General features: G+C 72.3%; 24 protein-coding genes and 1 pseudogene. 4 read left to right on the top strand and 21 right to left on the bottom strand.

From position 1 onward, the window contains the following. Window positions 1-160: 160 nt before the first annotated feature. The 6 genes from K8W59_RS07625 to pyrR form a co-directional block, all read right to left on the bottom strand. The gene (locus K8W59_RS07625; protein WP_223399206.1) at window positions 161-415 is read right to left on the bottom strand and encodes a GlsB/YeaQ/YmgE family stress response membrane protein; all 255 of its coding nucleotides are present in this window, start codon (window positions 413-415) and stop codon (window positions 161-163) included. A gap of 53 nt (window positions 416-468) precedes the next feature. Next, window positions 469-948 (bottom strand): nucleoside deaminase, encoded by a 480-nt coding sequence (locus K8W59_RS07620; RefSeq protein WP_223399204.1) that lies wholly within the window; start codon window positions 946-948, stop codon window positions 469-471. 213 nt (window positions 949-1161) lie between these two features. Next, window positions 1162-1785: a pyridoxamine 5'-phosphate oxidase family protein gene (locus K8W59_RS07615; RefSeq protein ID WP_223399202.1), complete on the bottom strand. Its 624-nt coding sequence runs from the start codon at window positions 1783-1785 to the stop codon at window positions 1162-1164. 130 nt (window positions 1786-1915) lie between these two features. After that, entirely contained in the window at window positions 1916-3184 is a 1269-nt protein-coding gene (locus K8W59_RS07610) for a dihydroorotase (RefSeq protein WP_223399200.1), read from the bottom strand. After that, entirely contained in the window at window positions 3184-4113 is a 930-nt protein-coding gene (locus tag K8W59_RS07605; RefSeq protein WP_223399197.1) for an aspartate carbamoyltransferase catalytic subunit, read from the bottom strand. Before K8W59_RS07605 ends, K8W59_RS07610 begins: the two co-directional genes overlap by 1 nt. Further along, window positions 4110-4685 carry a bifunctional pyr operon transcriptional regulator/uracil phosphoribosyltransferase PyrR gene (gene pyrR, locus K8W59_RS07600; protein ID WP_223399195.1) on the bottom strand — a complete coding sequence of 192 codons (576 nt, stop codon included), beginning with the start codon at window positions 4683-4685 and terminating at the stop codon, window positions 4110-4112. Before pyrR ends, K8W59_RS07605 begins: the two co-directional genes overlap by 4 nt. Window positions 4686-4795: 110 nt before the next feature. Here pyrR and K8W59_RS07595 point away from each other — a divergent pair, with 110 nt between their 5' ends. Further along, a complete protein-coding gene (locus tag K8W59_RS07595; protein ID WP_223399193.1) occupies window positions 4796-5731 on the top strand; it encodes an aminotransferase class IV in 936 nt (311 codons plus the stop codon). Next, window positions 5728-6453, top strand: coding sequence for a sulfotransferase-like domain-containing protein (locus K8W59_RS07590; RefSeq protein WP_223399189.1), 726 nt, complete (start codon window positions 5728-5730; stop codon window positions 6451-6453). Before K8W59_RS07595 ends, K8W59_RS07590 begins: the two co-directional genes overlap by 4 nt. Before the next feature lie 3 nt (window positions 6454-6456). Here the strand turns inward: K8W59_RS07590 and K8W59_RS07585 are convergent, their stop codons facing one another. Genes K8W59_RS07585 through K8W59_RS07570 form a run of 4 tightly spaced genes read right to left on the bottom strand, consistent with a single transcriptional unit; the run spans window position 6457 to window position 9621 of the window. Further along, window positions 6457-7773 (bottom strand): dihydrolipoyl dehydrogenase family protein, encoded by a 1317-nt coding sequence (locus tag K8W59_RS07585; RefSeq protein ID WP_223399188.1) that lies wholly within the window; start codon window positions 7771-7773, stop codon window positions 6457-6459. 5 nt (window positions 7774-7778) lie between these two features. Continuing rightward, a complete protein-coding gene (gene nusB, locus K8W59_RS07580) occupies window positions 7779-8210 on the bottom strand; it encodes a transcription antitermination factor NusB (protein ID WP_223399187.1) in 432 nt (143 codons plus the stop codon). A gap of 10 nt (window positions 8211-8220) precedes the next feature. Then, a complete protein-coding gene (gene efp / locus K8W59_RS07575) occupies window positions 8221-8784 on the bottom strand; it encodes an elongation factor P (RefSeq protein WP_223399185.1) in 564 nt (187 codons plus the stop codon). 51 nt (window positions 8785-8835) lie between these two features. Then, the gene (locus K8W59_RS07570; RefSeq protein ID WP_223399181.1) at window positions 8836-9621 is read right to left on the bottom strand and encodes an SIMPL domain-containing protein; all 786 of its coding nucleotides are present in this window, start codon (window positions 9619-9621) and stop codon (window positions 8836-8838) included. Between the two features lie 444 nt (window positions 9622-10065). Here K8W59_RS07570 and K8W59_RS07565 point away from each other — a divergent pair, with 444 nt between their 5' ends. Next, window positions 10066-11454, top strand: coding sequence for an HNH endonuclease signature motif containing protein (locus tag K8W59_RS07565; protein ID WP_223399168.1), 1389 nt, complete (start codon window positions 10066-10068; stop codon window positions 11452-11454). 98 nt (window positions 11455-11552) lie between these two features. After that, entirely contained in the window at window positions 11553-12026 is a 474-nt protein-coding gene (locus K8W59_RS07560) for a VOC family protein (RefSeq protein WP_223399164.1), read from the top strand. A gap of 6 nt (window positions 12027-12032) precedes the next feature. Here the strand turns inward: K8W59_RS07560 and K8W59_RS07555 are convergent, their stop codons facing one another. The 11 genes and pseudogenes from K8W59_RS07555 to alaS all read right to left on the bottom strand — a co-directional run bounded on the left by K8W59_RS07555 (window position 12033) and on the right by alaS (window position 22753). Next, entirely contained in the window at window positions 12033-12854 is an 822-nt protein-coding gene (locus K8W59_RS07555; RefSeq protein WP_223400083.1) for a hypothetical protein, read from the bottom strand. Window positions 12855-13045: 191 nt separating this feature from the next. Beyond that, window positions 13046-13513, bottom strand: a pseudogene (locus K8W59_RS20285) (SigE family RNA polymerase sigma factor); the annotation flags it as partial. 88 nt (window positions 13514-13601) lie between these two features. Continuing rightward, window positions 13602-14033 (bottom strand): type II 3-dehydroquinate dehydratase, encoded by a 432-nt coding sequence (locus K8W59_RS07545; protein WP_223399161.1) that lies wholly within the window; start codon window positions 14031-14033, stop codon window positions 13602-13604. Next, a complete protein-coding gene (aroB, locus tag K8W59_RS07540) occupies window positions 14030-15148 on the bottom strand; it encodes a 3-dehydroquinate synthase (protein ID WP_223399158.1) in 1119 nt (372 codons plus the stop codon). Before aroB ends, K8W59_RS07545 begins: the two co-directional genes overlap by 4 nt. Then, window positions 15141-15671, bottom strand: a complete 531-nt coding sequence (locus tag K8W59_RS07535) for a shikimate kinase (RefSeq protein ID WP_397195950.1) — start codon at window positions 15669-15671, stop codon at window positions 15141-15143. Before K8W59_RS07535 ends, aroB begins: the two co-directional genes overlap by 8 nt. After that, a complete protein-coding gene (gene aroC / locus K8W59_RS07530; protein ID WP_223399156.1) occupies window positions 15668-16846 on the bottom strand; it encodes a chorismate synthase in 1179 nt (392 codons plus the stop codon). Before aroC ends, K8W59_RS07535 begins: the two co-directional genes overlap by 4 nt. Before the next feature lie 40 nt (window positions 16847-16886). Further along, window positions 16887-17594 (bottom strand): prepilin peptidase, encoded by a 708-nt coding sequence (locus K8W59_RS07525; protein ID WP_223399154.1) that lies wholly within the window; start codon window positions 17592-17594, stop codon window positions 16887-16889. Window positions 17595-17635: 41 nt separating this feature from the next. Further along, window positions 17636-18418, bottom strand: a complete 783-nt coding sequence (locus tag K8W59_RS07520; protein ID WP_263283296.1) for a shikimate dehydrogenase — start codon at window positions 18416-18418, stop codon at window positions 17636-17638. A gap of 17 nt (window positions 18419-18435) precedes the next feature. Further along, a complete protein-coding gene (gene mltG, locus K8W59_RS07515; RefSeq protein WP_223399149.1) occupies window positions 18436-19587 on the bottom strand; it encodes an endolytic transglycosylase MltG in 1152 nt (383 codons plus the stop codon). Beyond that, the gene (gene ruvX / locus K8W59_RS07510) at window positions 19584-20042 is read right to left on the bottom strand and encodes a Holliday junction resolvase RuvX (protein WP_223399139.1); all 459 of its coding nucleotides are present in this window, start codon (window positions 20040-20042) and stop codon (window positions 19584-19586) included. Before ruvX ends, mltG begins: the two co-directional genes overlap by 4 nt. Beyond that, window positions 20042-22753 (bottom strand): alanine--tRNA ligase, encoded by a 2712-nt coding sequence (alaS, locus tag K8W59_RS07505; RefSeq protein WP_223399129.1) that lies wholly within the window; start codon window positions 22751-22753, stop codon window positions 20042-20044. Before alaS ends, ruvX begins: the two co-directional genes overlap by 1 nt. Window positions 22754-22803: the final 50 nt, after the last annotated feature.

Below are 22803 nucleotides of genomic sequence, written 5' to 3'. Positions count from 1 at the left end.
CTGAGGCACCCCGGACCTCCTTCTCCGCCTCACGGGACGGATCGTTAAAGGATGTTCGAGCGGTGCTGAGCCTATCAGCGACCGGCGGGAACACATGACGAGGCCGGGCCCACCGACTGAGTCGGCAGGCCCGGCCTCCGGTGGTCCTCAGGGCTCCGGGTCAGGAGCGGCTCTTGGAGGAGACGCCCTCCGCGACGCCGATCAGCAGCACCGCGGCGACGACCGCGAGCACGAAGCCGATCACGTTGAGCTCCCAGATGTCCCCGGTGCCGAAGAACTGGGCGATCAGGCCGCCGATGAGCGAGCCGACCAGGCCGAGGACGAGGGTCATAAGCAGGCTGAGGTTCTGCTTGCCCGGCTTGATGAGGCGCGCGAGGGCGCCGATGACGAGTCCAGCAACAAGAAATCCAATCACGGGACCATTGTAGTGACGGATGTGGCGGCTGGGACCGTCCGTAGGTGTTGTTTCTACCGGTCGTGCAGCGCGACGTGCAGGGCGCGCATCCGCTCCTCGAGCTGCGGCGCAGGGCCGTCGACCTGGGCGTCGGGCACGACGGTGGTGATCGGCAGCGGGGCGACCGGGCTGGGCTCGGCGCCGCACTCCTCCGCCCAGGCGCGCGCCTGCTCGGCGGAGTGGGCGTAGACGATGCGTCCCAGGCCGACCCATCCGTGGGCCGCGCTGCACATGGGGCAGTGCTCGCCGGAGGTGTAGACCGTGGCCGTCGCGCGCGCGGACTCGTCGAGGTGGTGCGCCGCCCAGCGCGCGATCGCCAGCTCCGGGTGCTGGGTCTCATCGCCCCGCACCACGTGGTTGTGGTCCTCGAAGAGCACCTGCCCGTCGTGGCCGACCAGCACCGACCCGTAGGGCTCGTCGCCCGCCTCGAGGGCCTGCTCGGCCAGCTCCACAGCCCGCTTGAGGTGGCGGAGGTCGTCGTCGCTGATCGCCATGTCCCTCATCCTAGGGACGCGCCCGCCAGCCGGCTGCGGCGTTGTGGTGCCCCACCTCCCAGATCCCGGGGTCAAGCATCGGGGGGTTGTGGTGCCCCACCTCTCAGATCCCCGGGGGTCGGCGCTCCGGGATGTGGCAGCACCCGCACCACAACTCACACCCTCGCGCCCTCGGGATCTGGCAGCACCCCTCTCACAACCCGACGGGACGGGTCAGTAGAGGTTCTCGGCGTACGTCGGCCCGTAGTAGGCGTCCAGCTCCGCGAGCGTCTCGGTCCCGGGCTCCAGCTCGGCGGCGAGGACGGCACGGCGGGGTACGACGCCCTCGGGGTCCCAGCTCTCAGGGTTCCACAGCCGTGAGCGCAGCAACGCCTTCGCGCAGTGGAAGAACACGGTCTCGATCTCGACGACCAGCGCCAACACCGGCCGGACGCCCTTGACCGCCATCGCGTCGAAGAACGGCGCCTCGCGGACCAGCCGGGCACGCCCGTTGACCCGGAGCGTGTCACCACGCCCGGGGATGAGGAAGTTCAGCCCGACGTGGGGGTTCTGCAGCACGTTGCGGTAGCCGTCGACCCGGCGGTTGCCCTTGCGCTCGGCGATCGCGATCGTCTTCTCGTCGATCACGTGCACCAGGGTGCCGGCCGGGTCGCCCTTGGGCGAGGCGTCGCAGCGGCCGTCGGCTCCCGCCGTCGCGACCACGCAGAACGGCGTCGCGGCCAGCCACGCCCGGTCGTGCTCGGTCAGCGCGGGCCGCTCCTTGTTCGCCGCCCGCGGCATCACCTCCCCCACCAGGTCGCGCAGCTCCTGCTCGTCGGCGATCTCGACCCAGTCCATGCCCTCAGCCTCGCGGCGTAGACGCACTGGCACAACCTCATTCCGCAGACCTCGGCCCCGCTCGGCGCGCGGCCGTGGGGCGAGTTGTGCCCGCGCGTCTGCGAGACCCCGGCGGCGGGCCGCGGGACCGTCAGGCGAGCGCCCCGTCGCGGACGGTGACCCGGCCGCCGAAGACCGTGTGCACCACGCGGGAGGTCAGCGAGCGCCCGTGCCAGGGGTTGTTCCGCGACAGCGACACCGACGCCTCCCGGTCCACGGTGGTCACGGCGGAGGGGTCGACGAGGGTCACGTGCGCGGGCTCCCCCGCAGCCAGGGTGCCCCCGAAGCCGGACAGGCCGGCGATCCGGGCCGGGCTCTGCGACATGACGCGGGCGACGTCGGCCCAGGAGAGGTCGGGCAACGCGGTGCGGACGACCGCCAGCGCGGTCTCCAGCCCGAGCATCCCGAACGCCGCGTCGACGAATGCGTGCTCCTTGTCGTGCCGCGCGTGCGGCGCGTGGTCGGTGGCGACCGCGTCGATGGTGCCGTCGACGAGCGCGGCCCGCAGCGCCAGCACGTCCTCCTCCGGCCGCAGCGGCGGGTTCACCTTGAACGTCGGGTCGTAGCCGGCCAGCAGGTCGGTGGTCAGCATCAGGTGGTGGGGCGTGACCTCGGCGGTGACGTCGATCCCCTGCGCCTTGGCCCAGCGGACCACCTCGACCGAGCCGGCGGTGGAGACGTGCGCGACGTGGACACGCGACCCGGTGTGCCGGGCCAGCATCACGTCCCGCGCGACGATCACCTCCTCGGCGATCCCCGGCCACCCGGGCAGCCCGAGCCGGCCGGAGAGCTCGCCCTCGTGGCAACAGGCGGTGGGGCCGGCCAGCGACGGGTCCTGCGCGTGCTGGGAGACCACGCCGCCGAAGGCGCGGACATACTCCAGCGCCCGGCGCATGACCCGCGGGTCGTGCACACACCGACCGTCGTCGGAGAAGACGCGTACGGCGGCCCGCGACCGCGCCATCAGGCCGAGCTCGGCGAGCTCCTCGCCCGCCAGGCCGCGGGTCACCGCGCCGACCGGCTGCACGTGCACCAGCCCGGCCTCCCGGCCCAGGTCCAGCACCCGCTCGGCCGCCTCGGCGGTGTCGGTGACCGGGCTGGTGTTCGCCATCGCGAGCACCGCGGCGAAGCCGCCCGCGGCGGCCGCCCGGGACCCGGTGAGCACCGTCTCGGCGTCCTCCCGGCCGGGCTCGCGCAGGTGGGTGTGCAGGTCGACCAGCCCGGGGAGCGCGACCAGGCCGTCGGCGTCCAGGGTCTCGGCGCCGGAGGGGGCCTCGTCGACCAGCAGCCCCTCGTCGTCGACGTACAGGTCACGGGGCTCCCCGCCGAGCACGGCGGCCCCCTTGATCACGAGTGCCATCAGGACTCCTCCCCGGCGAGCAGGTGGTAGAGGATCGCCATCCGGGTCGCCACCCCGGCGGAGACCTGGTCGAGGATCAGGGACTGGGCCGCGTCCGCGGCGTCGGCGGCGATCTCCAGGCCGCGGTTCATCGGGCCCGGGTGGCAGATCGGGACGTCGGGGCCGAGCACCGCGAGCCGGTCGCGGGTGAGGCCGTAGCCGACGGTGTACTCCCGCGGCGTCGGGAAGTAGCCGCCGCTCATCCGCTCCTTCTGCACCCGCAGCATCATCACCGCGTCGGCCTTCGGCAGGGCCTCGTCGAGGTCCCAGGACGTGGCGAAGCCGTCGGCGGCCGACCAGGCGCCGATGCCCGACGGCATCAGGGTCGGCGGCGCGACCACGGTCACCTCGGCGCCCAGGGTCTTCAGCAGGATCACGTTGGACCGGAAGACCCGCGAGTGCGTCAGGTCCCCCACGATGACGACCCGCTTGCCCTCCAGCGGACCGATCCGCCGGGTCAGGGTGTAGGCGTCCAGCAGCGCCTGCGAGGGGTGCTCGTGCATCCCGTCGCCGGCGTTGATCACCGCGGCGTCGACCCACTGGCTGACCTGCTGCGCGGCGCCGGAGGCCGCGTGCCGCATCACCAGCGCGTCCACGCCCATCGCGGCGATGGTCAGCACGGTGTCGCGCAGGCTCTCGCCCTTCGACGTCGAGGAGCCCTTGCCGGTGATGTTGATCGTGTCGGCCGAGAGCCACTTCCCGGCGATCTCGAAGGAGGAGCGGGTGCGGGTGGAGTCCTCGAAGAACAGGTTGATCACGGTGCGCCCGCGCAGGGCTGGGAGCTTCTTCACGCTGCGCTGCTGCACGTCGTGCATCTCCGCGGCGGTGTCGAAGAGGGTCTGTACGTCGTCGGCGCTCAGGTCCGCGGCCGACAGCAGGTGCTTCCTCACGAGGCGTCCTCCTCCTCGGCGCTCTCGGAGGCCGGCCCGGCGATCCGGACCTCGTCGTACCCATCGGCCTCCTCCAGCCGGACCATCACCCGCTCGTGCCGCGAGCTGGGCAGGTTCTTGCCGACGTGGTCCGCGCGGATCGGCAGCTCGCGGTGGCCCCGGTCTACGAGTACGGCGAGCCGTACCACGTCCGGGCGGCCCAGGTCGGCGAGCGCGTCCAGGGCGGCGCGGACGGTGCGGCCGGAGTAGAGGACGTCGTCGACCAGGACGACGGTGCGCCCCTCGACGGGTCCGGGGACCCGGGTGGCGTGCGGGCCGCGGGCGGGGTGCTGGCGCAGGTCGTCGCGGTACATCGTCACGTCGAGCGCGCCGACGGGGACGTCGTACCCCTCCACGGAGCGGATCCGCTCGGCGATCCGCTCCGCCAGCGGGACCCCGCGGCTCGGGATGCCGAGCAGCACGAGGGACTCCGGCCCCTTGTTGCGCTCCAGGATCTCGTGCGCGATCCGGGTCAGCGCCCGGGTGATGTCACTGGCCTCGAGGACGACACGGCCCTCGCGCTCGTCGGGCATGGGTGCTGCGTTCTCCTTCTCCGCCTCACGGGACGGGTCGTTAAAGGAACGCCGCCACCCTAGCCGAGAGATCCGGGGGCCGTCCCCGCGGCCGGGCCTAGGGTGTCCCCATGGCGACGACGGGCGGCGTGCACGACCACGAGCAGGACACCCGCAACGCCGACGTGCTGGTCTGGGTCAACGGGGAGCTCACGCCGCGCGGGGAGGCGGTGGTCTCGGTCTTCGACTCCGGCTTCGTGCTCGGTGACGGGGTCTGGGAGGGCCTGCGGATCCACCACGGGCACCCGGCGTTCCTCGAGCGGCACCTGGATCGGCTCTTCGAGGGCGCCCAGGCGCTGATGCTGGACATCGGGATGTCGCGGGAGGAGCTGACCCGGGCCGTCTACGACACCCTGGACGCCAACGGCATGACCGACGGAGTCCACCTGCGGCTGATGGTGACCCGCGGGGTGAAGTCCACGCCCTACCAGGACCCGCGGGTGACGGTCGGCCCGGCGACGGTGGTGCTGATCGCCGAGCACAAGGACCCGCTGCCCGAGGTGGTGGAGAACGGGATCACCCTGTTCACCACGCACGTGCGCCGCGCGACCCCGGACACCCTGGACCCGAAGCTCAACGCGCACAGCAAGCTCAATGACATCACCGCGTGCATCCAGGCCTACACCGCCGGCGCGGACGAGGCGCTGATGCTGGACCCGCACGGCTTCGTCGCGACCTGCAACTCCACGCACTTCTTCATCGTCACCCGCGAGGGCGAGGTGTGGACCTCCGACGGCCGCTTCTGCCTCGGCGGCATCACCCGCGGCAACATCCTGCAGGTGTGCCGCGACCACGACATCCCCGCCCGGGAGACCACGTTCAGCCTGACCGACGTCTACTCCGCGAGCGAGGCGTTCGTGACGGGGACGTACGCCGGCGTGGTGCCGGTCTGCTCCGTCGACGGGCGCACCATCGGGTCGGGCCGCCGCGGACCGATGGTCGAGCGGCTGCAGGGGCTGTACGCCGGCCACATCGCCGCCGACGTCGAGGGAAGGAGCCGGCCATGACGATCCGGGTGGCCATGTGGTCCGGGCCGCGCAACATCTCGACCGCGATGATGCGCTCCTGGGAGAACCGGCCGGACACGGTCGTGCTGGACGAGCCGTTCTACGCCGCCTACCTCGCCCGGACCGGGCTGGACCATCCGGGCCGGGAGGAGGTGCTGGCCGCGCAGCCGCAGGACCCCGCCCGGGTGGTCGCCGACCTGCTCGCCGACGACCGAGCGCCGGTGCAGTACTCCAAGCAGATGACCCACCACCTCGACATGTCCGCCGACCGGGGCTGGCTGGGGGAGCTCCGCAACGTGCTGCTCATCCGGGACCCGCGCGAGGTGGTGGCGTCGTACGTGAAGTCGCGGGAGTCCTGCGAGCCCGACGACATCGGCATCAGGCAGCAGGTCACGCTGCTGGAGGAGCTCACCGGCGCCGACGGCCAGGACCGGGTGCCGGTGATCGACGCCGCGGACTTCCTCGGCGACCCCGGCGGCTACCTGTTCTGGCTGTGCGACTGGCTCGGGATCGACTTCACCGACGCGATGCTGGAGTGGCCGGCCGGGCCGCGGGAGTCCGACGGGGTGTGGGCGCCGTACTGGTACGACGCGGTGCTCGCCTCGACGCGGTTCGCGCCCTACCGCCCACGCGAGGTGGAGCTCGACGACCACGACGCCGCGGTCGCGGAGGCCTGCCGGCCGGCGTACGAGACGCTGGCCGAGCGCGCGCTGAGACTCTGAGGCCTAGGGGGCCAGTCGCTCCAGCGCGACCTGGGCCGCCCGGTGCAGGGTCGGGTAGGCGAAGTGCATCCGGGCGAAGGTCTCGACCGGCACCTCGGCCTCGATGGCCAGGGTGAACATGCCGATCATCTCCCCCGCGGCCGGGCCGACGACGCTGGCGCCGACCAGCACGCCCCGCTCGGCGTCCTCGACCACCTTGACCAGGCCGACGGCACGCTGGATCCAGCCACGGGAGGAGCGCTCGAGGTGGGAGACCGACGTGCGCACGGCGTAGCCCGCGTCCCGGGCCTGCTGCTCGGTCAGGCCGACCGAGGCGACCTCGGGGTGGGTGAACGTCACCCGGGAGACGGCGCGGTAGTCGGCGTCCGGCCAGGGCTCGCCGAGCAGGTCGGCGACGATGATCTCGGCCTGGTAGATCGACACGTGGGTGAAGGCGCCGTGCCCGGTGATGTCGCCGACCGCGTGCAGCCGGTCGCCGGCGCGCGCCCGCTCGTCGATCTCCAGGCGGGTCGCGGCCGGGTCGAGCCCGACGGTCTCCAGGCCGATGTCGTCGAGGTTGTTGCGTCGCCCGGCGGCGACCAGCAGCTCGTCGGCCTCGACGACCTCGGAGTCGAAGTGCAGCTGGAAGCGGCCGTCGTCGTGGCTGACGCTGCCCACGAACCGGCAGGTGCGCACGGTGATCCCCTGCTCCTCCAGCAGTCGGGTCATCAGCTCGCTGGACTCCGGCTCCTCCGGGAGCAGGATCCGCGGGCCGATCTCCATCAGCGTCACGTCGGTGCCGAAGCGGGCGAAGGCCTGGGCCAGCTCGGCGCCGATCGGGCCGGCGCCCAGGACCACGAGGGAGGCGGGCGGCTCGGTGATCTTGAAGACCTCACGGTTGGTCCAGTACGGCGTCTCCGCGAGCCCCTCGATCGGCAGCTCCGCCGGGCGGGTCCCGGTGTTGACGATCACCGTCCTCCGGGCCTCGAAGACCTGCTCGCCGACCCGCACCCGGCCGGGGCCGTCCAGCTGGCCGTGACCGCGGACGATCCGCACGCCCGCCGCCTCCAGGCGGTCGGTGTGGCCGTTGTCGTGCCAGTCGTGGTTGGCGTCGCGGATTCGCCGTACCGCCTCGGCGAAGCTCGGCTCGGGCGTGTTCGCCTCGGTGATCATCAGCTTCGAGGGCGTGCACCCGTAGAACGGGCACTCGCCGCCGACCAGGTCGCGGTCGATGGCCACGACGTCCAGACCCGCGGAGGCGAGCTTGTTGGCGGCGTACTCTCCACCGGGGCCGACTCCCAGGACGACGACGTCGACCTCGGTCACGGGCTCCTGGGTCATCGGGCTCACTCCTCGGTGCTGGGCTGGTCCTCCGTCAGGGAGTCACGATCGCGCATCAGCGCCCCGAGGATGCCGTTGATGAAGGTCGGCGAGTCGTCGGTGGACAGCTGGCGGGCCAGATCCACCGCCTCGTCGACGGCGACCGCGTCCGGCACGTCGTCGGCGTAGAGCAGCTCCCACAGGCCGAGGCGCAGGATGTTGCGGTCCACCGCGGGCATCCGGGAGAGCTCCCAGCTGCGGGAGTAGCGGGCCAGCAGCTCGTCGAGCCGGTCCTGCTGGTCCACGACCCCGCGCACCAGCGTGTCGGTGTAGGGGTTGGTGTGCCCCTCGCCGTCGGCGACGGCGCCCTCGAGCCGGGTCAGCGGGCTCTCGCCGCGCATCTCGGCGGCGTAGAGGTAGTCCAGCGCGCGCTTGCGGGCCTTGGAGCGAGCGGCCATGCGGCGCTCGTCAGCCCTTCACGCGGCCGAGATAGGAGGAGTCGCGGGTGTCGACCTTGACCTTCTCGCCCTGGTTGATGAACAGCGGGACCTGGATCTGGTGGCCGGTCTCCAGGGTCGCCGGCTTGGTGCGCCCGGTCGCGGAGTCCCCGGCGAGGCCGGGCTCGGTGAAGGTGATGGCCAGCACGACCGTGGGCGGCATCTCGATGAAGAGCACCCGGCCGTCGTTCGTGGCGACGACCGCCTCCATGTTCTCCAGCAGGAAGTTGCTGGCGTTGCCGACGATGTCGTCGGGGATCTCCAGCTGCTCGTAGGTGCCGGTGTCCATGAACACATACGACGAGCCGTCGTGGTAGAGGTACTGCATCGTCCGGCGGTCGACGTTGGCGGTCTCGACCTTGGTGCCGGCGTTGAAGGTCTTGTCGACGATCTTGTTCGACTCGACGTTCTTCAGCTTGGTCCGCACGAAGGCCGGGCCCTTGCCGGGCTTGACATGCTGGAAGTCCAGCACCTGCCAGAGGTTGCCCTCGATCCGGAGGACCATGCCGTTCTTCAGGTCGTTGGTGGTAGCCACGAGGGGGGAGTTTATCGGCGGCTCGGGGGCGCGGCGAATCCGTGCCGTCTCTCAGCCCGCCAGGGACCAGACGATCTCCACGGTCACGCCGCTCTCCTGCTCCCACGCCGTGATCGGCGGCGCCGCGGACGTCTCGGCGGCGTCGCGCATCGCCCGGTAGTCCAGCGGCACCGGCCGCGCCGCCCGCCGGGTCACCTCGCGGATCGAGACGACCTCGCCGAGGTCGACCCCGGCGGCGGCCGCATACTGCTCCGCCTTGGTGCGCGCCTGCTCCACGGCGCCCGCCCGCGCCTCGGCCAGTACGTCGTCGGTGTCGCCCACGCCGAGTCGGATGTTCCCCACCTCGACGTCCGCATCCCCGCTGCCGACGACCGCGCCGATCGCGCGGCCGCCCTGGGCCAGGTCCCCGATCCGAACGCTCGCGCGCTGAGTGACGCGGTAGCCGGTGAGGATCGCCGGACCGGAGCTCGGGTAGTCGTACTCGGGGTACATCCGCAGGCCGGTCGTGGCGAGGTCTCCCCTGGCCACGCCGTACTCCCTCAGGGTGCGCTGGGCTCCGCGCATCGCCGTACTGCTCGCCTGCATCGCGGCCTGCAGGGTGTCGCGCTTGGCGGTCGCGCTGAGCGTGAACGTGAGCTCGTCGGGTACGGCGGTCGCGGTGCCGCGCCCGGTCATGGTGAGCGCGGGACGCTCGGTGCTCGCCTCCGCGTCGGCCGCCGCCGCGCTCGCCGGCGGCGGCCCGCCCCGCGCGCCCACCAGGTAGGCGGCCACGAGGGCGAGCAGTACGGCGCCTGCCACCAGCAGGCCCTTCATGGAGATCGTCAGCGTGCGGTCCATGGCAGTACGACGTCCTCCGCGCGCCGCCGGTTCCCCTCGTACGCCGGTCGAGCCCCTTCGCCGGTCGAGCCCCTTCGATGGTCGAGCTTGTCGAGACCACCCGCGGTTCACCGGCCGCCCCCCTTCGATGGTCGAGCCCCTTCGGTGGTCGAGCTTGTCGAGACCACCTCCGCGTTCACCGGTCGCCCCCCTTCGGTGGTCAAGCCCCTTTGGTGGTCGAGCTTGTCGAGACCACCCCCGCGTTCGCCGGTCGAGCCCCCTTCGGTGGTCGAGCTTGTCGAGACCACCTCCGCGTTCACCGGCCGCCCCCCTTCGATGGTCGAGCTTGTCGAGACCACTCCAAGTCGCCGGCCCGAGATCACGATCAGGTCACGCTCTCCCCACTCTCCCCGGGACGGCCCGCATCCGGGCAGAAGTGTCGGTGCCCTCTGCTGGAATCGACTCATGACCGACAGCCACCTCGACACCTCGCCCGGCCAGGCTCCCGCCCGGCCGCTGGCCGAGCTGTCCGCGGGCGAGCTGCTGGCCGAGGCAGCCGAGTCCGAGGCGATGCTGCGCGAGCTGGAGGTGCACCGGCTGCGCGTCGCCTACGAGTGGGCGGTGTGCCATCCGGCACTCGACGCATCGGAGACCCCGCAGGGTGCGGTGCTGCCCCGCGTCCTCTCCGAGCCCGACACCCTGGGCGGGGCGGGCACGCCGCCGGTCGCGGCCTTCAGCTCCGAGGAGCTGGCCATCGCATGGGCCTGCGCGCCGACCGAGGCGGCGTCGGTCATGGCCGACGCGCTGGACCTCGCGCATCGGCTGCCGCTGCTGTGGACCGAGGTGACGTCGGGGATGGTCCCGGTGTGGAAGGCGCGACGGGTCGCCCGCGCCACGCGACACCTGACGGAGGACGCGGCCGCCTGGGTCGACCGGCAGCTCACCGGTCGGGTCTCCGGCGTCGGACCCGCGATGCTCGACCGCATGGTGGCCGAGGCCGCGTCGCGGTGCGAGCCCGAGGCTCTGGCCGAGCGTGAGGAGAGGGCCAAGGTTGCCTGGGACGTGACCATGGAGCACTCGACCACGCTCGCCGGCACATCCCAGCTGCACGCCGTCGGCGACACCCTGGACCTGACCAGGTTCCACGACCTGGTGTGCGCCGAGGCCGAGGCCCTCGCCGCGCTCGGCGACGACGACCCGCTCGGCGTGCGGAAGGCCCGGGCACTCGGCGTGATCGCCGATCACCAGGCCCGGCCCGATCTGACGGCAATGCTCGGCGAGCACTCCGAGGAGCAGGCGCAGGCGCGCGAGGCCGCGGTGGACCGCCGGGCCGCCAAGATCAAGCTCTATCTGCACGCCTCGCTCACCGACCTGATCGGCCTCGCCGACGACACTGTCGGCGCTGGCGGAGCCGTCGGGACCGTCGAGGCCCTCGGGCCGGCCACGCTGGCCAAGATCCGCGAGTGGCTCACCGGCAGCCGCGTCACCCTGCAGCCCGTGCTGCACGTCGCAGGCGACGACCGCTGGTCGGTCGACCGCCATGACCCGCCGCCGCGGATGGCCGAGCAGGTCCGCCTGCGGAGCGAGACCTGCGTCTTCCCCTGGTGCTCCCGCCCGGCCCGACAATGCGACCTCGACCATGTCGATCCCTATCAGGACCCCGACGACGGAGGACCGCCCGGGCAGACCGCAGCCGACAAGCTCGCGCCGTTGTGCCGGCGACATCACCGCCTCAAGACCAGTGGCCGATGGCGATACGAGCGAATCGGCCCGGGCGAGTACCTCTGGTTCGGACCCCACGGCGTAGCCGCGCTGGTCACCCCCTTCGGCACCATCCAGATCCCCCTCAGCTGACACCCCGCCGCCCCGGTGGGGCCGTCGGCATGCCCGGACATGCCACCCCCATGGCCCGCAGACGAGTAGCCTCGGAGCCGCACCCTGAGGAGTGGCCCATGGCATCGGTACGCACGCACCTGTGGTTCGGCGACGGCAACGCCGTCGAGGCAGCGAAGTTCTACGCCGAGAACATCCCGGACTCGGCCGTCACCCGGGTGATCACCGCCCGCACGGGGCCCGAGAACGCCGTCGCCGAGGTGGTCGAGTTCACCCTCGCCGGCCACGAGGTCATCGGTCTCAACGCCGGGTCGCAGTTCCACCTCGACGAGGCGTTCTCCTTCTACCTGCGCGTCGACGGCCAGGAGGAGGTCGACCGCTACTGGGACATCCTCACCGCCGACGGAGGCGAGCCCGGCCCGTGCGGCTGGTGCAAGGACAGGTTCGGCATCTCCTGGCAGGTCATCCCCCGCGAACTCGAGGAGCTGTCCGGCGACTACAGCACCGCGGCCAACCAGCGGGTCTGCCAGGCCATGCTGACGATGGGGAAGATCGACGTCGCGGAACTGCAGCGGGCGTACGACGGCACCTGACCCCGCCTATCGCACCTCGCAGTCGACACCACCGGAGCAGGCCTGCACGGCATGGTCGTCCAGGACCGAGCCGTCGGCGCGGTAGAACGTGATCCGCCGCGGAGCCTCCGGCAGGACCGTCCAGGCCAACGTCGCGCCGGGAGCGACCCGATCCGCATCCACCGCAACATCGAGTCGACGACCTTCGGCCGTGACGACGTCGGCTCGCTCGGCCACACCGCCGACCCCGGCCACCACCAACTGCTGAGCCTTGCCGTCCGCGATCGTGGGGATGACGAAGACTTGGGTCGGCTTGCCGGGCTGCAGATAGCCGCGGCCACCCAACCCCACGTACGTGCCCATCACGGAGCCCTCCTCAAAGAGCAGGGTTGTCGTCCGGCAGGGCGACTTCGGCCCTCCCGAGCGCCCGGTGCAGCCGATGAGCATGGGCCCTCGGTCGACGAGAAGCGGAGCGATGGAGCTCGGAGAGTCCGCCGCGACCAGCTCGTTGCTGATCTGGAGCCAGGGGGGGATCCTGTTCCCCGCGCTCGCGATGGGCAGGTATGCCTGCACCCCCAGACGGGCGACCGGTCCCATCACTGAGGCCCGGTCGAATCGGTCGATCTCCCCTTGGTCCACCGACGGGGGCATCAAGACCCCGAGGTCCCCGATGCGCCGGGCCCCTGGGTACTCGTCCAGGGCGAAGCGGATCAGCTTCTCGCGATCGCGGATGAGCTTGCGCTCATCCATGAAGCCGTTGGATCCGGCCTTGTCGGCTCGCTTCGAGTCGGCCTGCCGATGCTCGTCGGGCAGTTGGGACGCAAGACCGGCGCCCGCGACCGCGAGCACGACGCTCGCCGCCGCGAGCAGCGCGATCGACGTACGCCGCCGAGCGCGCCGCCGTGCCTCGGCCCTGATCGCGGCGAGATCCGGCCTCCCCGGGTCCCAGTCCGCCGGCCGAGCCAACAGGTCGTGCAGCCCCTTGTCGCCGCCGCCGCGCTCAGTCGTCGCTGTGCCCTCCCCTCGGCCCGCACCCGGGACAGAGCCCGGGCATGGGCGCTCTTCACCGTGCCCACTGCGAGCCCGAGCTCCTCGGCGACCTGTGCCTCGGTCAGGTCGTAGACATACCGGAGCACCAGCACCTGGCGCTCGCGCTGGGTCAACGGCGCCAGCAGCCGCACGGCGAGGTCCCGGTCGTCGACGACCTCCGCAGCGGTCTCGACCCGGGCCCTCTCCGGAGCCTCCTCCAACGAGGTGGTCGGCCGGTGTCGTCGGATCCGATCCGTGTTGAGGTTGACCAGGGTCCGGCGCGCATATGCCTGCGCACTCGTGCGTCGCACCGTCGACCATCGGGCGTAGATCCGGGCCAGACTGGACTGCGCCAGGTCCTCCGCCGTACCGCGGTCACCGCACAACAGGTACGCCGACCACACCAGGCTCGGCCAGACCGCCACGACGAAGTCGTCGAACTCGGCGTCCGCGGACGCTCCCCCGAGGCCTCTTCCCATACCTACTCCTACGCACCCGCGCGACGAAAGGTTCTGCGACTGCTGAAGAAAAGCCAGCACCCGCGAACCGGAAGGCGACGCGGCCGGCTCAGGCCCGGCCGGCCACCAGGGCGAGCGCCTGCCGATACCCCTCGATCCCCTGGCCGGCGACGGTCGCAGTGGCGTGCGGCTCGACATAGGAGGTGTGCCGGAACTCCTCCGGCCGCTGCTTCGGGTCGGAGATGTGCACCTCGACCAGCGGGGCGACCAGCTGCGCGCAGGCGTCATAGATCGCCAGCGAGTAGTGCGTCCACGCCGCCGCGTTCAGCACGACCGGGATCTCCTCGTCGGCGGCCGCGTTGAGCCAGTCGACCATCTCGCCCTCGTAGTTGGTCTGCCGCACCTCGACCTCCAGCCCGAGCTCGGCGCCCCAGCCCACGCACAGGTCGGCCAGCTCGGCATGCGTGGTCGACCCGTAGATCTCCGGCTGGCGACGGCCCAGCCGCCCCAGGTTCGGCCCGTTCAGCACCAGCACCCTCATGTCCGCTCCCCCTCGTCGGTGACCGCGATCGCGTCGTACGCCTCCCGCAGCGCCGACTCCGGCGGCCCGGCCAGCACCCGCGGCCGCGCGACGTCGTCCAGCACCACGAACCGCAGCTGGTCGCCGCGGGTCTTCTTGTCCACCCGCATCGCCGCGAGCAGGTCGTCGAACGCGGCGCCCGAGAAGGTGGTGGGCAACCCGACCCGGGAGAAGGTACGGCGATGCCGGTCGGCCACCTCCGGCGCGAGCGACCCGGCCCGGACCGCCAGCTCCGCGACATAGCAGCAACCGATCGCCACCGCCTCGCCGTGGCGCACCGCGTAGTCGGTGACCCGCTCGATCGCGTGCGCGAGCGTGTGCCCGTAGTTGAGCACCTCGCGGCCCGGATGGCCGTCGGCGCCCCCGGTCTCGGTCAGGTCGTCGACGACCACGTCGATCTTGACCCGGATCGCGCGCTCCACGAGCTCGCGCAGCACGCCCGAGTCGTAGGTCAAGGTGGCGGGGTCGGTGGACTCGACGAGCGAGAGGATCCCCGGGTCGGCGATGAAGCCGCACTTGACCACCTCACCCAACCCGGCGACCAGCTCCGCCTCGGGGAGGTCGGCGAGCAGCGACAGGTCGCACAGCACCCCGGCCGGCTCGTGGAAGGAGCCGACCAGGTTCTTCCCCGCCCCGGTGTTGATCCCTGTCTTGCCGCCCACGGCGGCGTCCACCATCCCGAGCACCGTCGTCGGCACGTGCACGACCCGCACTCCGCGCAGCCAGGTCGCGGCCACGAAGCCGCCGAGGTCGGTCGTCGCGCCGCCCCCCACGGTCACCACGGCGTCGGAGCGGGTGAAGCCGCGCTCCCCCAGCGCCTCCCAGCAGTCCGCGGCCACCGCGGCCGACTTGGCCTGCTCGCCGTCCGGCAGCCCGAGGGCGAGCACGTCGTAGTGCTCGACCAGGGTCTCCAGCACCGGCTCGGCCAGTCCCCCGAGCGCACCCGGGAACAGCAGCGCCACCCGCTGCACCTCATCGCCGAGCATCGCGGGCAGCCGGTCGAGCAGGTCGTGGCCGACCACGACGTCGTAGGGGCTCGCGCCGCCGACGTGCAGGACCGTCGCGTCCTCAGTCATCGAGCGCCTCCACGATCTCCGCGGCGACCTCGTCCGGCGTACGCCCGTCGGTCTCGACCACCAGCGTCGCGACCGACTCATAGATCGGCGTCCGCTCGTCCAGCAGCTTCTTGATCGTGCCGCGCACGTTGCCCAGCAGCAGCGGTCGGCTGGAGCCGAGCCCGACCCGCTTCACCGCGTCGGACAGCCCGACACGCAGGAACACCACCCGGTGCCCGGCCAACCGCTCGCGGGTCTCGGGGTCGAGCACCGCGCCGCCGCCGAGCGCCAGCACGCCCTCGTGGTCGGCGAGCGCGCGGGCGGCCGCGTCGCGCTCCAGCGCCCGGAAGTGCGCCTCGCCCTCGTCAACAAACAGCTCGGAGATGCTCCGCCCGGCCCCGGCCTCGACGTCGTGGTCGGTGTCGCGTACGGCGACCCCCCACGCCTGCCCGAGCAGGCCGGCGACCGTCGTCTTCCCGGCACCCATCGGCCCGACCAGCACCACCCGCGGCCGGGTCTCGACCGCGCGCTCCCCCGCGCTCACCGGTGCCTCAGCGCGGCCAGGTAGGACTCCGCGTTGCGCCGGGTCTCAGCCACCGAGTCGCCGCCGAACTTCTCCAGCACCGCGTCGGCGAGCACCAGTGCGACCATCGCCTCGGCGACGATCCCGGCGGCGGGTACGGCGGCCACGTCGGACCGCTGGTGGTGCGCGACGGCCTCCTCGCCCGTGGTGACGTCGACCGTGCGCAGCGCCCGCGGCACGGTGGCGATCGGCTTCATCGCCGCCCGCACCCGCAGCAGCTCGCCGGTGGACATGCCGCCCTCGGTGCCGCCGGAGTGACCGGTGACCCGGCGGATCCCGTCGTCGGTCGGCACGATCTCGTCGTGCGCCTGCGACCCGGGGGTCGCGGCGGTGCGGAACCCGTCGCCGAGCTCGACGCCCTTGATCGCCTGGATCCCCATGAGCGCCCCGGCCAGCCGGGAGTCCAGCCGCCGGTCCCAGTGCACGTGCGAGCCGAGGCCCGGCGGGACGCCGTACGCCACCACCTCGACGACGCCGCCGAGGGTGTCGCCGTCCTTGTGGGCCTGGTCGATCCGCTCGACCATCGCGGCGCTCGCGTCCGGGTCGAGCACCCGCACCGGGTCCGCGTCCAGCCGCTCGACGTCCTCGGGCAGGGGTACGACGCCCGCAGGGGCGCTGACGCCGCCGAGCTCGACGACGTGCGAGACGATCCGGATGCCGACCGCCTGCTCGAGGAAGTTCGAGGCCACCCGGCCCAGCGCGACCCGGGCCGCGGTCTCGCGGGCGGAGGCGCGCTCGAGGATCGGGCGGGCCTCGTCGAAGTCGTACTTCTGCATGCCGACCAGGTCGGCGTGACCGGGCCGCGGCCGGGTCAGCGGGGCGTTGCGCGCGAGCGAGGCGAGCTCGTCGGGGTCGACCGGGTCGGCCGCCATCACCCGCTCCCACTTCGGCCACTCGGTGTTGCCGACCTCGATCGCGACCGGGCCGCCCTGGGACTCCCCGTGCCGGACCCCGCCGAGGAAGCGGACCTGGTCCTGCTCGAACTTCATCCGGGCGCCGCGGCCGTAGCCGAGACGGCGGCGGGCGAGCGAGTCGGCGATGTCGTCGGAGGTCACCCGGACGTGGGCGGGCAGCCCCTCCAGGATCGCGACCAGGGCGGGTCCGTGGGACTCCCCGGCGGTGAGCCAGCGCAGCATGCCGGACAGTTTCCCATCCCCACCCCCGAGGGCCGCACCCTCACCCTCCCATGAGACCGCGCCAGGCGGGCGCACCCACCGCGACGCCCACCAGGGCGCCGGCCAGCAGGAACGGCCCGAAGGGGTAGGCCGTCCGCAGGACCTGCCGGTCGCGCCGCACGATCGCCAGCAGGACACCGGGGATGCCGAACAGCAGGAACGCGGAGTAGAGGCCGACGACGGCCTCGCCCACGCCGACCTGGGCGAGCAGCAGCCCCAACAGCGCGGTGAGGCGGACGTCGCCGAAGCCCATGCCGGCCGAGCGGATGAACCACAGCAGCCAGATCACGCTCCGGGCGACCAGCATCCCGACGACCGCGCGGACCAGGGTCCCCGAGTCGCCGGCGGCGAGCTCGACGACGGCGATGACCACCAGGGCGTAGGCGGTCATCGGCAGGACGACCCGGCGCGGCAGCTTCTTGGTGTGCCAGTCCACGACCGCGAGCAGGATGCCGAACGGCACCAGGGTCAGCCACAGCAACAGCGGCCAGGGGGCCGGGAGGAAGACACCCAGGACGCCACCGCTGACCAGCCCGGCCAGGGCGCAGCGCAGCGGGAGGCCGCGCCGCGCGGCGAGGATCGCGTGCTCCGGGTCCGGCGCCCACGGGACCTCCGGGGCGGGGTCCGGGAGCCGGCGCAGCAGCCAGGGGACGGCGAGCCCGCCGAGGGCGCCGGCGAGGGCCGCCGTACCACTCCAGACCGGGTCCACGGTGCCGGAGTCTAGGGCCCCGCGGGCCCCCATGCTGGCGTTCAGGCCAGCGCGGTCCGACCGGCGTCGCGCATCTCTCGCAGCGGCGCGGGCAGCCCGGTGAACATGGTGAACTGCAGCGCCGCCTGGTGCACGAGCAGGTCCAGCCCGGTGACGACCACCCGGTTGCCGTTGGCCGCCACGAGGGGCGTCGGCCACGGGTCGTAGACGACGTCGAACACGACGGGTACGGCGGCATAGGCGGCCAGCAGCTCCGGCGTCTGCGCGTCGGCGGGGATGGTGGACACCACCAGGTCGGCGGCCGCGTCGTCGCCGAGCCCGACGATCCGTACGTCGACCGGGTCGGCCAGCCGCTCGGCCACCTCCAGGGTGTCGGCCGCGCGGCCCGGGTCGCGCACCGCGAGGGTGAACTCCCGGCACCCGGTCGTGGCCAGCGCCAGCAGGGCCGAGGCCGCGGTGGCGCCGCCGCCGAGGATCACCGCCCGCTCGACCGGCGAAGGCCAGCGCTCCTGCAGCGCGGCCACCAGGCCGGGGACGTCGGTGTTGTCCGCGGCCCAGGTGCCGTCGTCCCGGCGTACCAGCGTGTTCGCCGCCCCCGCGGCACGCGCGACGTCGGACACGACCGCCGCCAGCGGCAGCGCCTCCCGCTTGAGCGGCATGGTCAGCGACAGGCCGCGCCAGGAGTCGTCCAGCCGGGTCAGGAAGGCGGGCAGCTCACCGGAGGAAACCTCGTGAGCGTCGTAGGTCCAGTCCAGCCCGACCGCGCGGTAGCCGGCGCGGTGCAGCACGGGTGAGAGCGAGTGCCCGATCGGTGAGCCGAGCACCCCGCAGACCCTCCGCATCAGCAGGCGTCCGACGTCTCGCAGTAGGCGCGGTACTCGTCGCGGCCCTCCAGGAAGCCCTGGTAGTCCTCGTAGAACTTGGTCTCCCCGGTGGCCAGGTTGACCGTCACGTAGTAGTACCAGGGCCCGTCGGCCGGGTTGGCCGCCGCGTCGATCGCCGCGTCGCCCGGCGCCTCGATCGGCGTCGGCGGGAGGCCGGGCTTGCGCCGCGTGTCGTACGGCGTGTCCACGGCCAGCTCCTCCGAGCTCAGGGCGGTCGTGCCGGACTTGCCCAGGCCGTAGGCGTTGGAGGCGTCGATGCCCAGCGTGCCGTTGGTGCCGCCCTTGTCGCCGGGGCCGTCGAGCCGGTTGTAGATCACCCGTGAGATCTTCGGCATGTCGTCGCCGCGCCCCTCGGCCTCGATCAGCGAGGCGATGATCATCAGCTCGGCGGGCGTCTTGTTCATCGCCCGAGCCCGCTGCTCCAGGTTGGCGTCCTCGGCCGCCTCCCGCCAACGGTCGACCATCTTCGTGAGGATGTCGCGCGGCTTGTCCTTGGGCCCGATGTCGTAGGTCGAGGGGAACAGGTAGCCCTCGGGGTTGCCGTCGGCGTAGTCGGGCAGCCCGATCGCGTCGGGGTTGTCGAGGACCTTCTCGTAGGCCTTCCGCGGGAAGTCGGTGTCCTCGACCAGCCGGTCGACGATGTCGACCACCCGCAGCCCCTCGGGAATGGTGACCTGGGCGAGCATCAGGTTGTCCGGATTCACCAGGACCTCGAGGGCGTCCGCGGCCGGCATCTGCTTCTTCAGCTCATAGAAGCCGACCTGGATGCCCTCGGCGTTCGCGTCCTGGTTGGCCTCGGTGAGGAACGCGTCGACCGAGGCGGTCACGCCCTCGGCCTTGAGGTTGCGGCCGATCTGGGCGACCGAGTCGCCCTCGCTGACCTCGAAGAGCACGCGGCCCTTGCCGGGCCCGGGGTAGTCCTCGCCGGAGGAGGAGCCCACGAGGTCCTCGAGGAACGCGCGGCCCTGGGTCACGGCGAAGAGCCCGAGACCGACGATCACGGCCAACGCCACCAGGACGGCGATGCAGCCGGCCGTCCCGCGTCGGCGGCGGGGCTCCTGCTCGGGAGGCACGGCCTCGTCGTAGTCCTCGTCGGTCAGGTTCGTCATCGGCTGGCCTCGACGATCTCACCGGGTGCCGCCCCGGTGTTGCGCTCGGTGTCGAGGGCGTGCTGGAGGATCACCACGGCTGCCGCCATGTCCACCACTGCCCTCCTGTCGGCCCCCCGTCTGCCCTGCTCCCGGAGGATCGCCTCCGCGGAAATCGTTGTCAGGCGTTCATCCCACAGCCTCACCGGCACCGGATCAACCTGACGCGCCACAGCGGCCGCGAAGCGGCGCACCTTCTCCGCCGCCGGGCCCTCGCCGCCGGACAGCGACCGCGGCAGCCCGACGACCACCTCGACCGCCTCCAGCTCCTTGACCAGCTCCCGGATGCGGCGGGTGTCGCCGCGGCCGCGGCGGACCGTCTCCAGCGGCGTCGCCAGGAAGCCGGTCGGATCGCTGCGCGCGACGCCGATCCGGGCGTCGCCGGGGTCGATGCCGAGCCGGGTGCCGTGACGCACTAGGCGCCGGCCATCCGGGCCACCTCGGTCGACACCAGCGCGAGTGCCTCGTCGATCCGAGAGGCGTCGCTGCCGCCGCCCTGAGCCACGTCGGCCTTGCCGCCGCCCTTGCCGCCGACCAGCGGTCCGACGGCGCGGACCAGCTCGTTGGCGGACACGCCGGCGCCCTGGCCCTGGTCGTTGACCGCGGCGACGACCGACACCTTGCCGTCGGCGTTGCCGATGACGACCACGGCGCCGGGCTCGCCCTGCGGCAGCCGGCCGCGGACGTCGAGCGCCAGGGTGCGTACGTCGCCCCCGCCGGCCCCGTCCGCGCGGTGCGCGACCAGGTTGACCCGGCCGACCTTGACGGCGCCCTCGGCGAGCGCCCCGGCCGCGGCGAGCAGCTGCTGGACCCGCACCTTCTCCAGGTCCTTCTCCGCGGCCCGCAGCTTCTCCACGATGGAGCCGACCCGCTCGGGCAGCTCCTCGGGGCGCGCCTTGAGCGCATCGGCCAGCTGGTTGACGATCACGTGCTCGCGGGCCAGGAAGCGATAGGCGTCGCCGCCGACCAGCGCCTCGACCCGGCGCACACCGGAGCCGATGGAGGACTCGCCGAGCAGCTTGATCACGCCGAGCTGACCCGAGCGCTCGGTGTGCGTGCCGCCGCAGAGCTCGCGGGCCCAGTCGCCGACCGAGATGACCCGCACGGTGTCGCCGTACTTCTCCCCGAAGAGCGCCATCGCCCCGGAGCGGACGGCCTCGTCCTGGGACATGTACTCCGCGTGCACGGCCAGGTCGTCGAGGACCACGTCGTTGACCCTCGCCTCGACGTCCTCCATGACCGACGTGGGCACCGAGCCGGTGGAGGAGAAGTCGAAGCGGAAGCGGCCGGGCGCGTTCTCCGAGCCCGCCTGCGTCGCGGTCTCCCCCAGCGCCTCGCGGAACGCCTTGTGCACCATGTGGGTCGCGGTGTGGGAGCGGGAGATCGAGCGGCGGCGGGCGACGTCGACGATCCCCTGCGCCGGGGTGCCGACGGTGACCTCGCCGTCCCGGACGATCGCCTTGTGCACGATCAGCCCGGAGATCGGCGACTGCACGTCGACGACCTCGACCTGAGCGCCGTTGCCGAGCTCGATGATCCCCTGGTCGGCGAGCTGGCCGCCGCCCTCGGCGTAGAACGCGGTGCGGTCCAGCACCAGCTCGATCTCGTCGCCGGTGACGGCGCTCGGCACGACCGAGCCGCCGGAGACGATGCCCCGGACCTGGCCCTCGGAGACGGTGCCGTCGTAGCCGGTGAACTCCACGGGCGCCCCGAGGCTGTCGGCGACCTCGCGGTAGGCGCCGGTGTTGGCGTGTGCGCCCTTCTTGGCGCGGGCGTCGGCCTTGGCGCGGTCCCGCTGCTCGCCCATGAGGCGGCGGAAGCCCTCCTCGTCGACGCTGAGCCCCTGCTCGGAGGCCATCTCCAAGGTGAGGTCGATCGGGAAGCCGTAGGTGTCGTGCAGCGCGAACGCGCGGTCGCCGGACAGCATCGTGCCGCCGGACCTCTTCACCTCGGTGGTGGCCAGGTCGAAGATCTGGGTGCCCGCCTTCAGCGTGGAGCGGAAGGCCTCCTCCTCGGCATAGGCGACCGAGGAGATCCGGCCCCAGGTGTCGTTGAGGGTGGTGTAGGTCTGCGCCATCTTGTCCCGCGAGACCGGCATCAGCTCGGGCAGCACGGGGTCCTCGACGCCGAGCAGGCGCATGGAGCGTACGGCGCGGCGCAGCAGCCGCCGCAGCACGTAGCCGCGACCCTCGTTGCCCGGCGTCACCCCGTCGCTGATCAGCATCATGCTCGAGCGGACGTGATCGGCGACGACGCGGAACCGGACGTCGTCGGGCGCGGAGGCGCCGTACTTCCTCCCGGTGAGCTCCTCGGCCTTCTGGATCACCGGGAACATGACGTCGATCTCGTACATGTTGTCGACGCCCTGCAGCAGGTAGGCCACCCGCTCCAGGCCCATGCCGGTGTCGATGTTCTTCTTCGGCAGCGAGCCGGCGATGTCGAAGTCGGCCTTGGAGCGGACGGCGGAGAGCTCGTCCTGCATGAAGACCAGGTTCCAGAACTCCAGCAGCCGGTCCTCGATCTCGGTCGGCATGTCCGGGCCGATCTTCGCGGGGTCGAAGTCAGGGCCGTAGGACGGGCCGCGGTCGATGAGGATCTCCGAGCACGGCCCGCCGGGGCCAGGCACGCCCATCGACCAGTAGTTCTCCTTGTTGCCCAGCCGGATGATCCGCTCGTCGGGCAGCCCGGTGATCTTGCGCCACAGCGCCACCGCCTCGGCGTCGTCGACGTGCACCGAGGGGTAGAGCAGCTTCTCGTCCAGGCCGAAGCCGCCGTCGGAGATCGGCTTGGTGATCAGCTCCCAGGCGAGCTCGATCGCGCCCTCCTTGAAGTAGTCGCCGAAGGAGAAGTTGCCGCACATCTCGAAGAACGTGCCGTGTCGCGTGGTCTTGCCGACGTCCTCGATGTCGGGGGTGCGGATGCACTTCTGCACGCTGGTCGCGCGGGTGTACGGCGAGCTCTCCTGCCCCAGGAAGTAGGGCTTGAACGGCACCATCCCCGCGTTGACGAACAGCAGCGTGGGGTCGTCGAGCAGCAGCGATGCCGACGGCACCACCGTGTGCTCGCCGACCGAGGTGTTCTCGGCGAAGTGGGCCTGGAATCGGCGCCGGATCTCCGCGGTCTCCATCTCTGCTGTGCTCCTTCGTGCTCGTGCGTCCTCGGCTGCCGACCCTATCG

The organism is Nocardioides rotundus (assembly GCF_019931675.1).
Taxonomy (GTDB): domain Bacteria; phylum Actinomycetota; class Actinomycetes; order Propionibacteriales; family Nocardioidaceae; genus Nocardioides; species Nocardioides rotundus.
The sequence above is the reverse complement of the archived record's forward strand: the minus strand, read 5'-3'. Positions and strand labels throughout refer to the sequence as shown.

Bases quoted from the DNA above. Each gene is read 5' to 3' on its own strand.
- K8W59_RS07565 (WP_223399168.1), top strand. From the start codon at position 10,066: ATGACCGACAGCCACCTCGACACCTCGCCCGGCCAGGCTCCCGCCCGG.
- aroB (WP_223399158.1), bottom strand. From the start codon at position 15,148: ATGACTGAGGACGCGACGGTCCTGCACGTCGGCGGCGCGAGCCCCTAC.
- pyrR (WP_223399195.1), bottom strand. From the start codon at position 4,685: ATGCCCGACGAGCGCGAGGGCCGTGTCGTCCTCGAGGCCAGTGACATC.
- K8W59_RS07615 (WP_223399202.1), bottom strand. From the start codon at position 1,785: ATGGACTGGGTCGAGATCGCCGACGAGCAGGAGCTGCGCGACCTGGTG.
- mltG (WP_223399149.1), bottom strand. From the start codon at position 19,587: ATGACGAACCTGACCGACGAGGACTACGACGAGGCCGTGCCTCCCGAG.
- aroC (WP_223399156.1), bottom strand. From the start codon at position 16,846: ATGCTGCGCTGGCTCACCGCCGGGGAGTCCCACGGACCCGCCCTGGTC.
- K8W59_RS07570 (WP_223399181.1), bottom strand. From the start codon at position 9,621: ATGGACCGCACGCTGACGATCTCCATGAAGGGCCTGCTGGTGGCAGGC.
- K8W59_RS07595 (WP_223399193.1), top strand. From the start codon at position 4,796: ATGGCGACGACGGGCGGCGTGCACGACCACGAGCAGGACACCCGCAAC.
- alaS (WP_223399129.1), bottom strand. From the start codon at position 22,753: ATGGAGACCGCGGAGATCCGGCGCCGATTCCAGGCCCACTTCGCCGAG.
- K8W59_RS07545 (WP_223399161.1), bottom strand. From the start codon at position 14,033: ATGAGGGTGCTGGTGCTGAACGGGCCGAACCTGGGGCGGCTGGGCCGT.
- nusB (WP_223399187.1), bottom strand. From the start codon at position 8,210: ATGGCCGCTCGCTCCAAGGCCCGCAAGCGCGCGCTGGACTACCTCTAC.
- K8W59_RS07585 (WP_223399188.1), bottom strand. From the start codon at position 7,773: ATGACCCAGGAGCCCGTGACCGAGGTCGACGTCGTCGTCCTGGGAGTC.
- K8W59_RS07620 (WP_223399204.1), bottom strand. From the start codon at position 948: ATGGCGATCAGCGACGACGACCTCCGCCACCTCAAGCGGGCTGTGGAG.
- K8W59_RS07610 (WP_223399200.1), bottom strand. From the start codon at position 3,184: ATGGCACTCGTGATCAAGGGGGCCGCCGTGCTCGGCGGGGAGCCCCGT.
- K8W59_RS07560 (WP_223399164.1), top strand. From the start codon at position 11,553: ATGGCATCGGTACGCACGCACCTGTGGTTCGGCGACGGCAACGCCGTC.
- K8W59_RS07590 (WP_223399189.1), top strand. From the start codon at position 5,728: ATGACGATCCGGGTGGCCATGTGGTCCGGGCCGCGCAACATCTCGACC.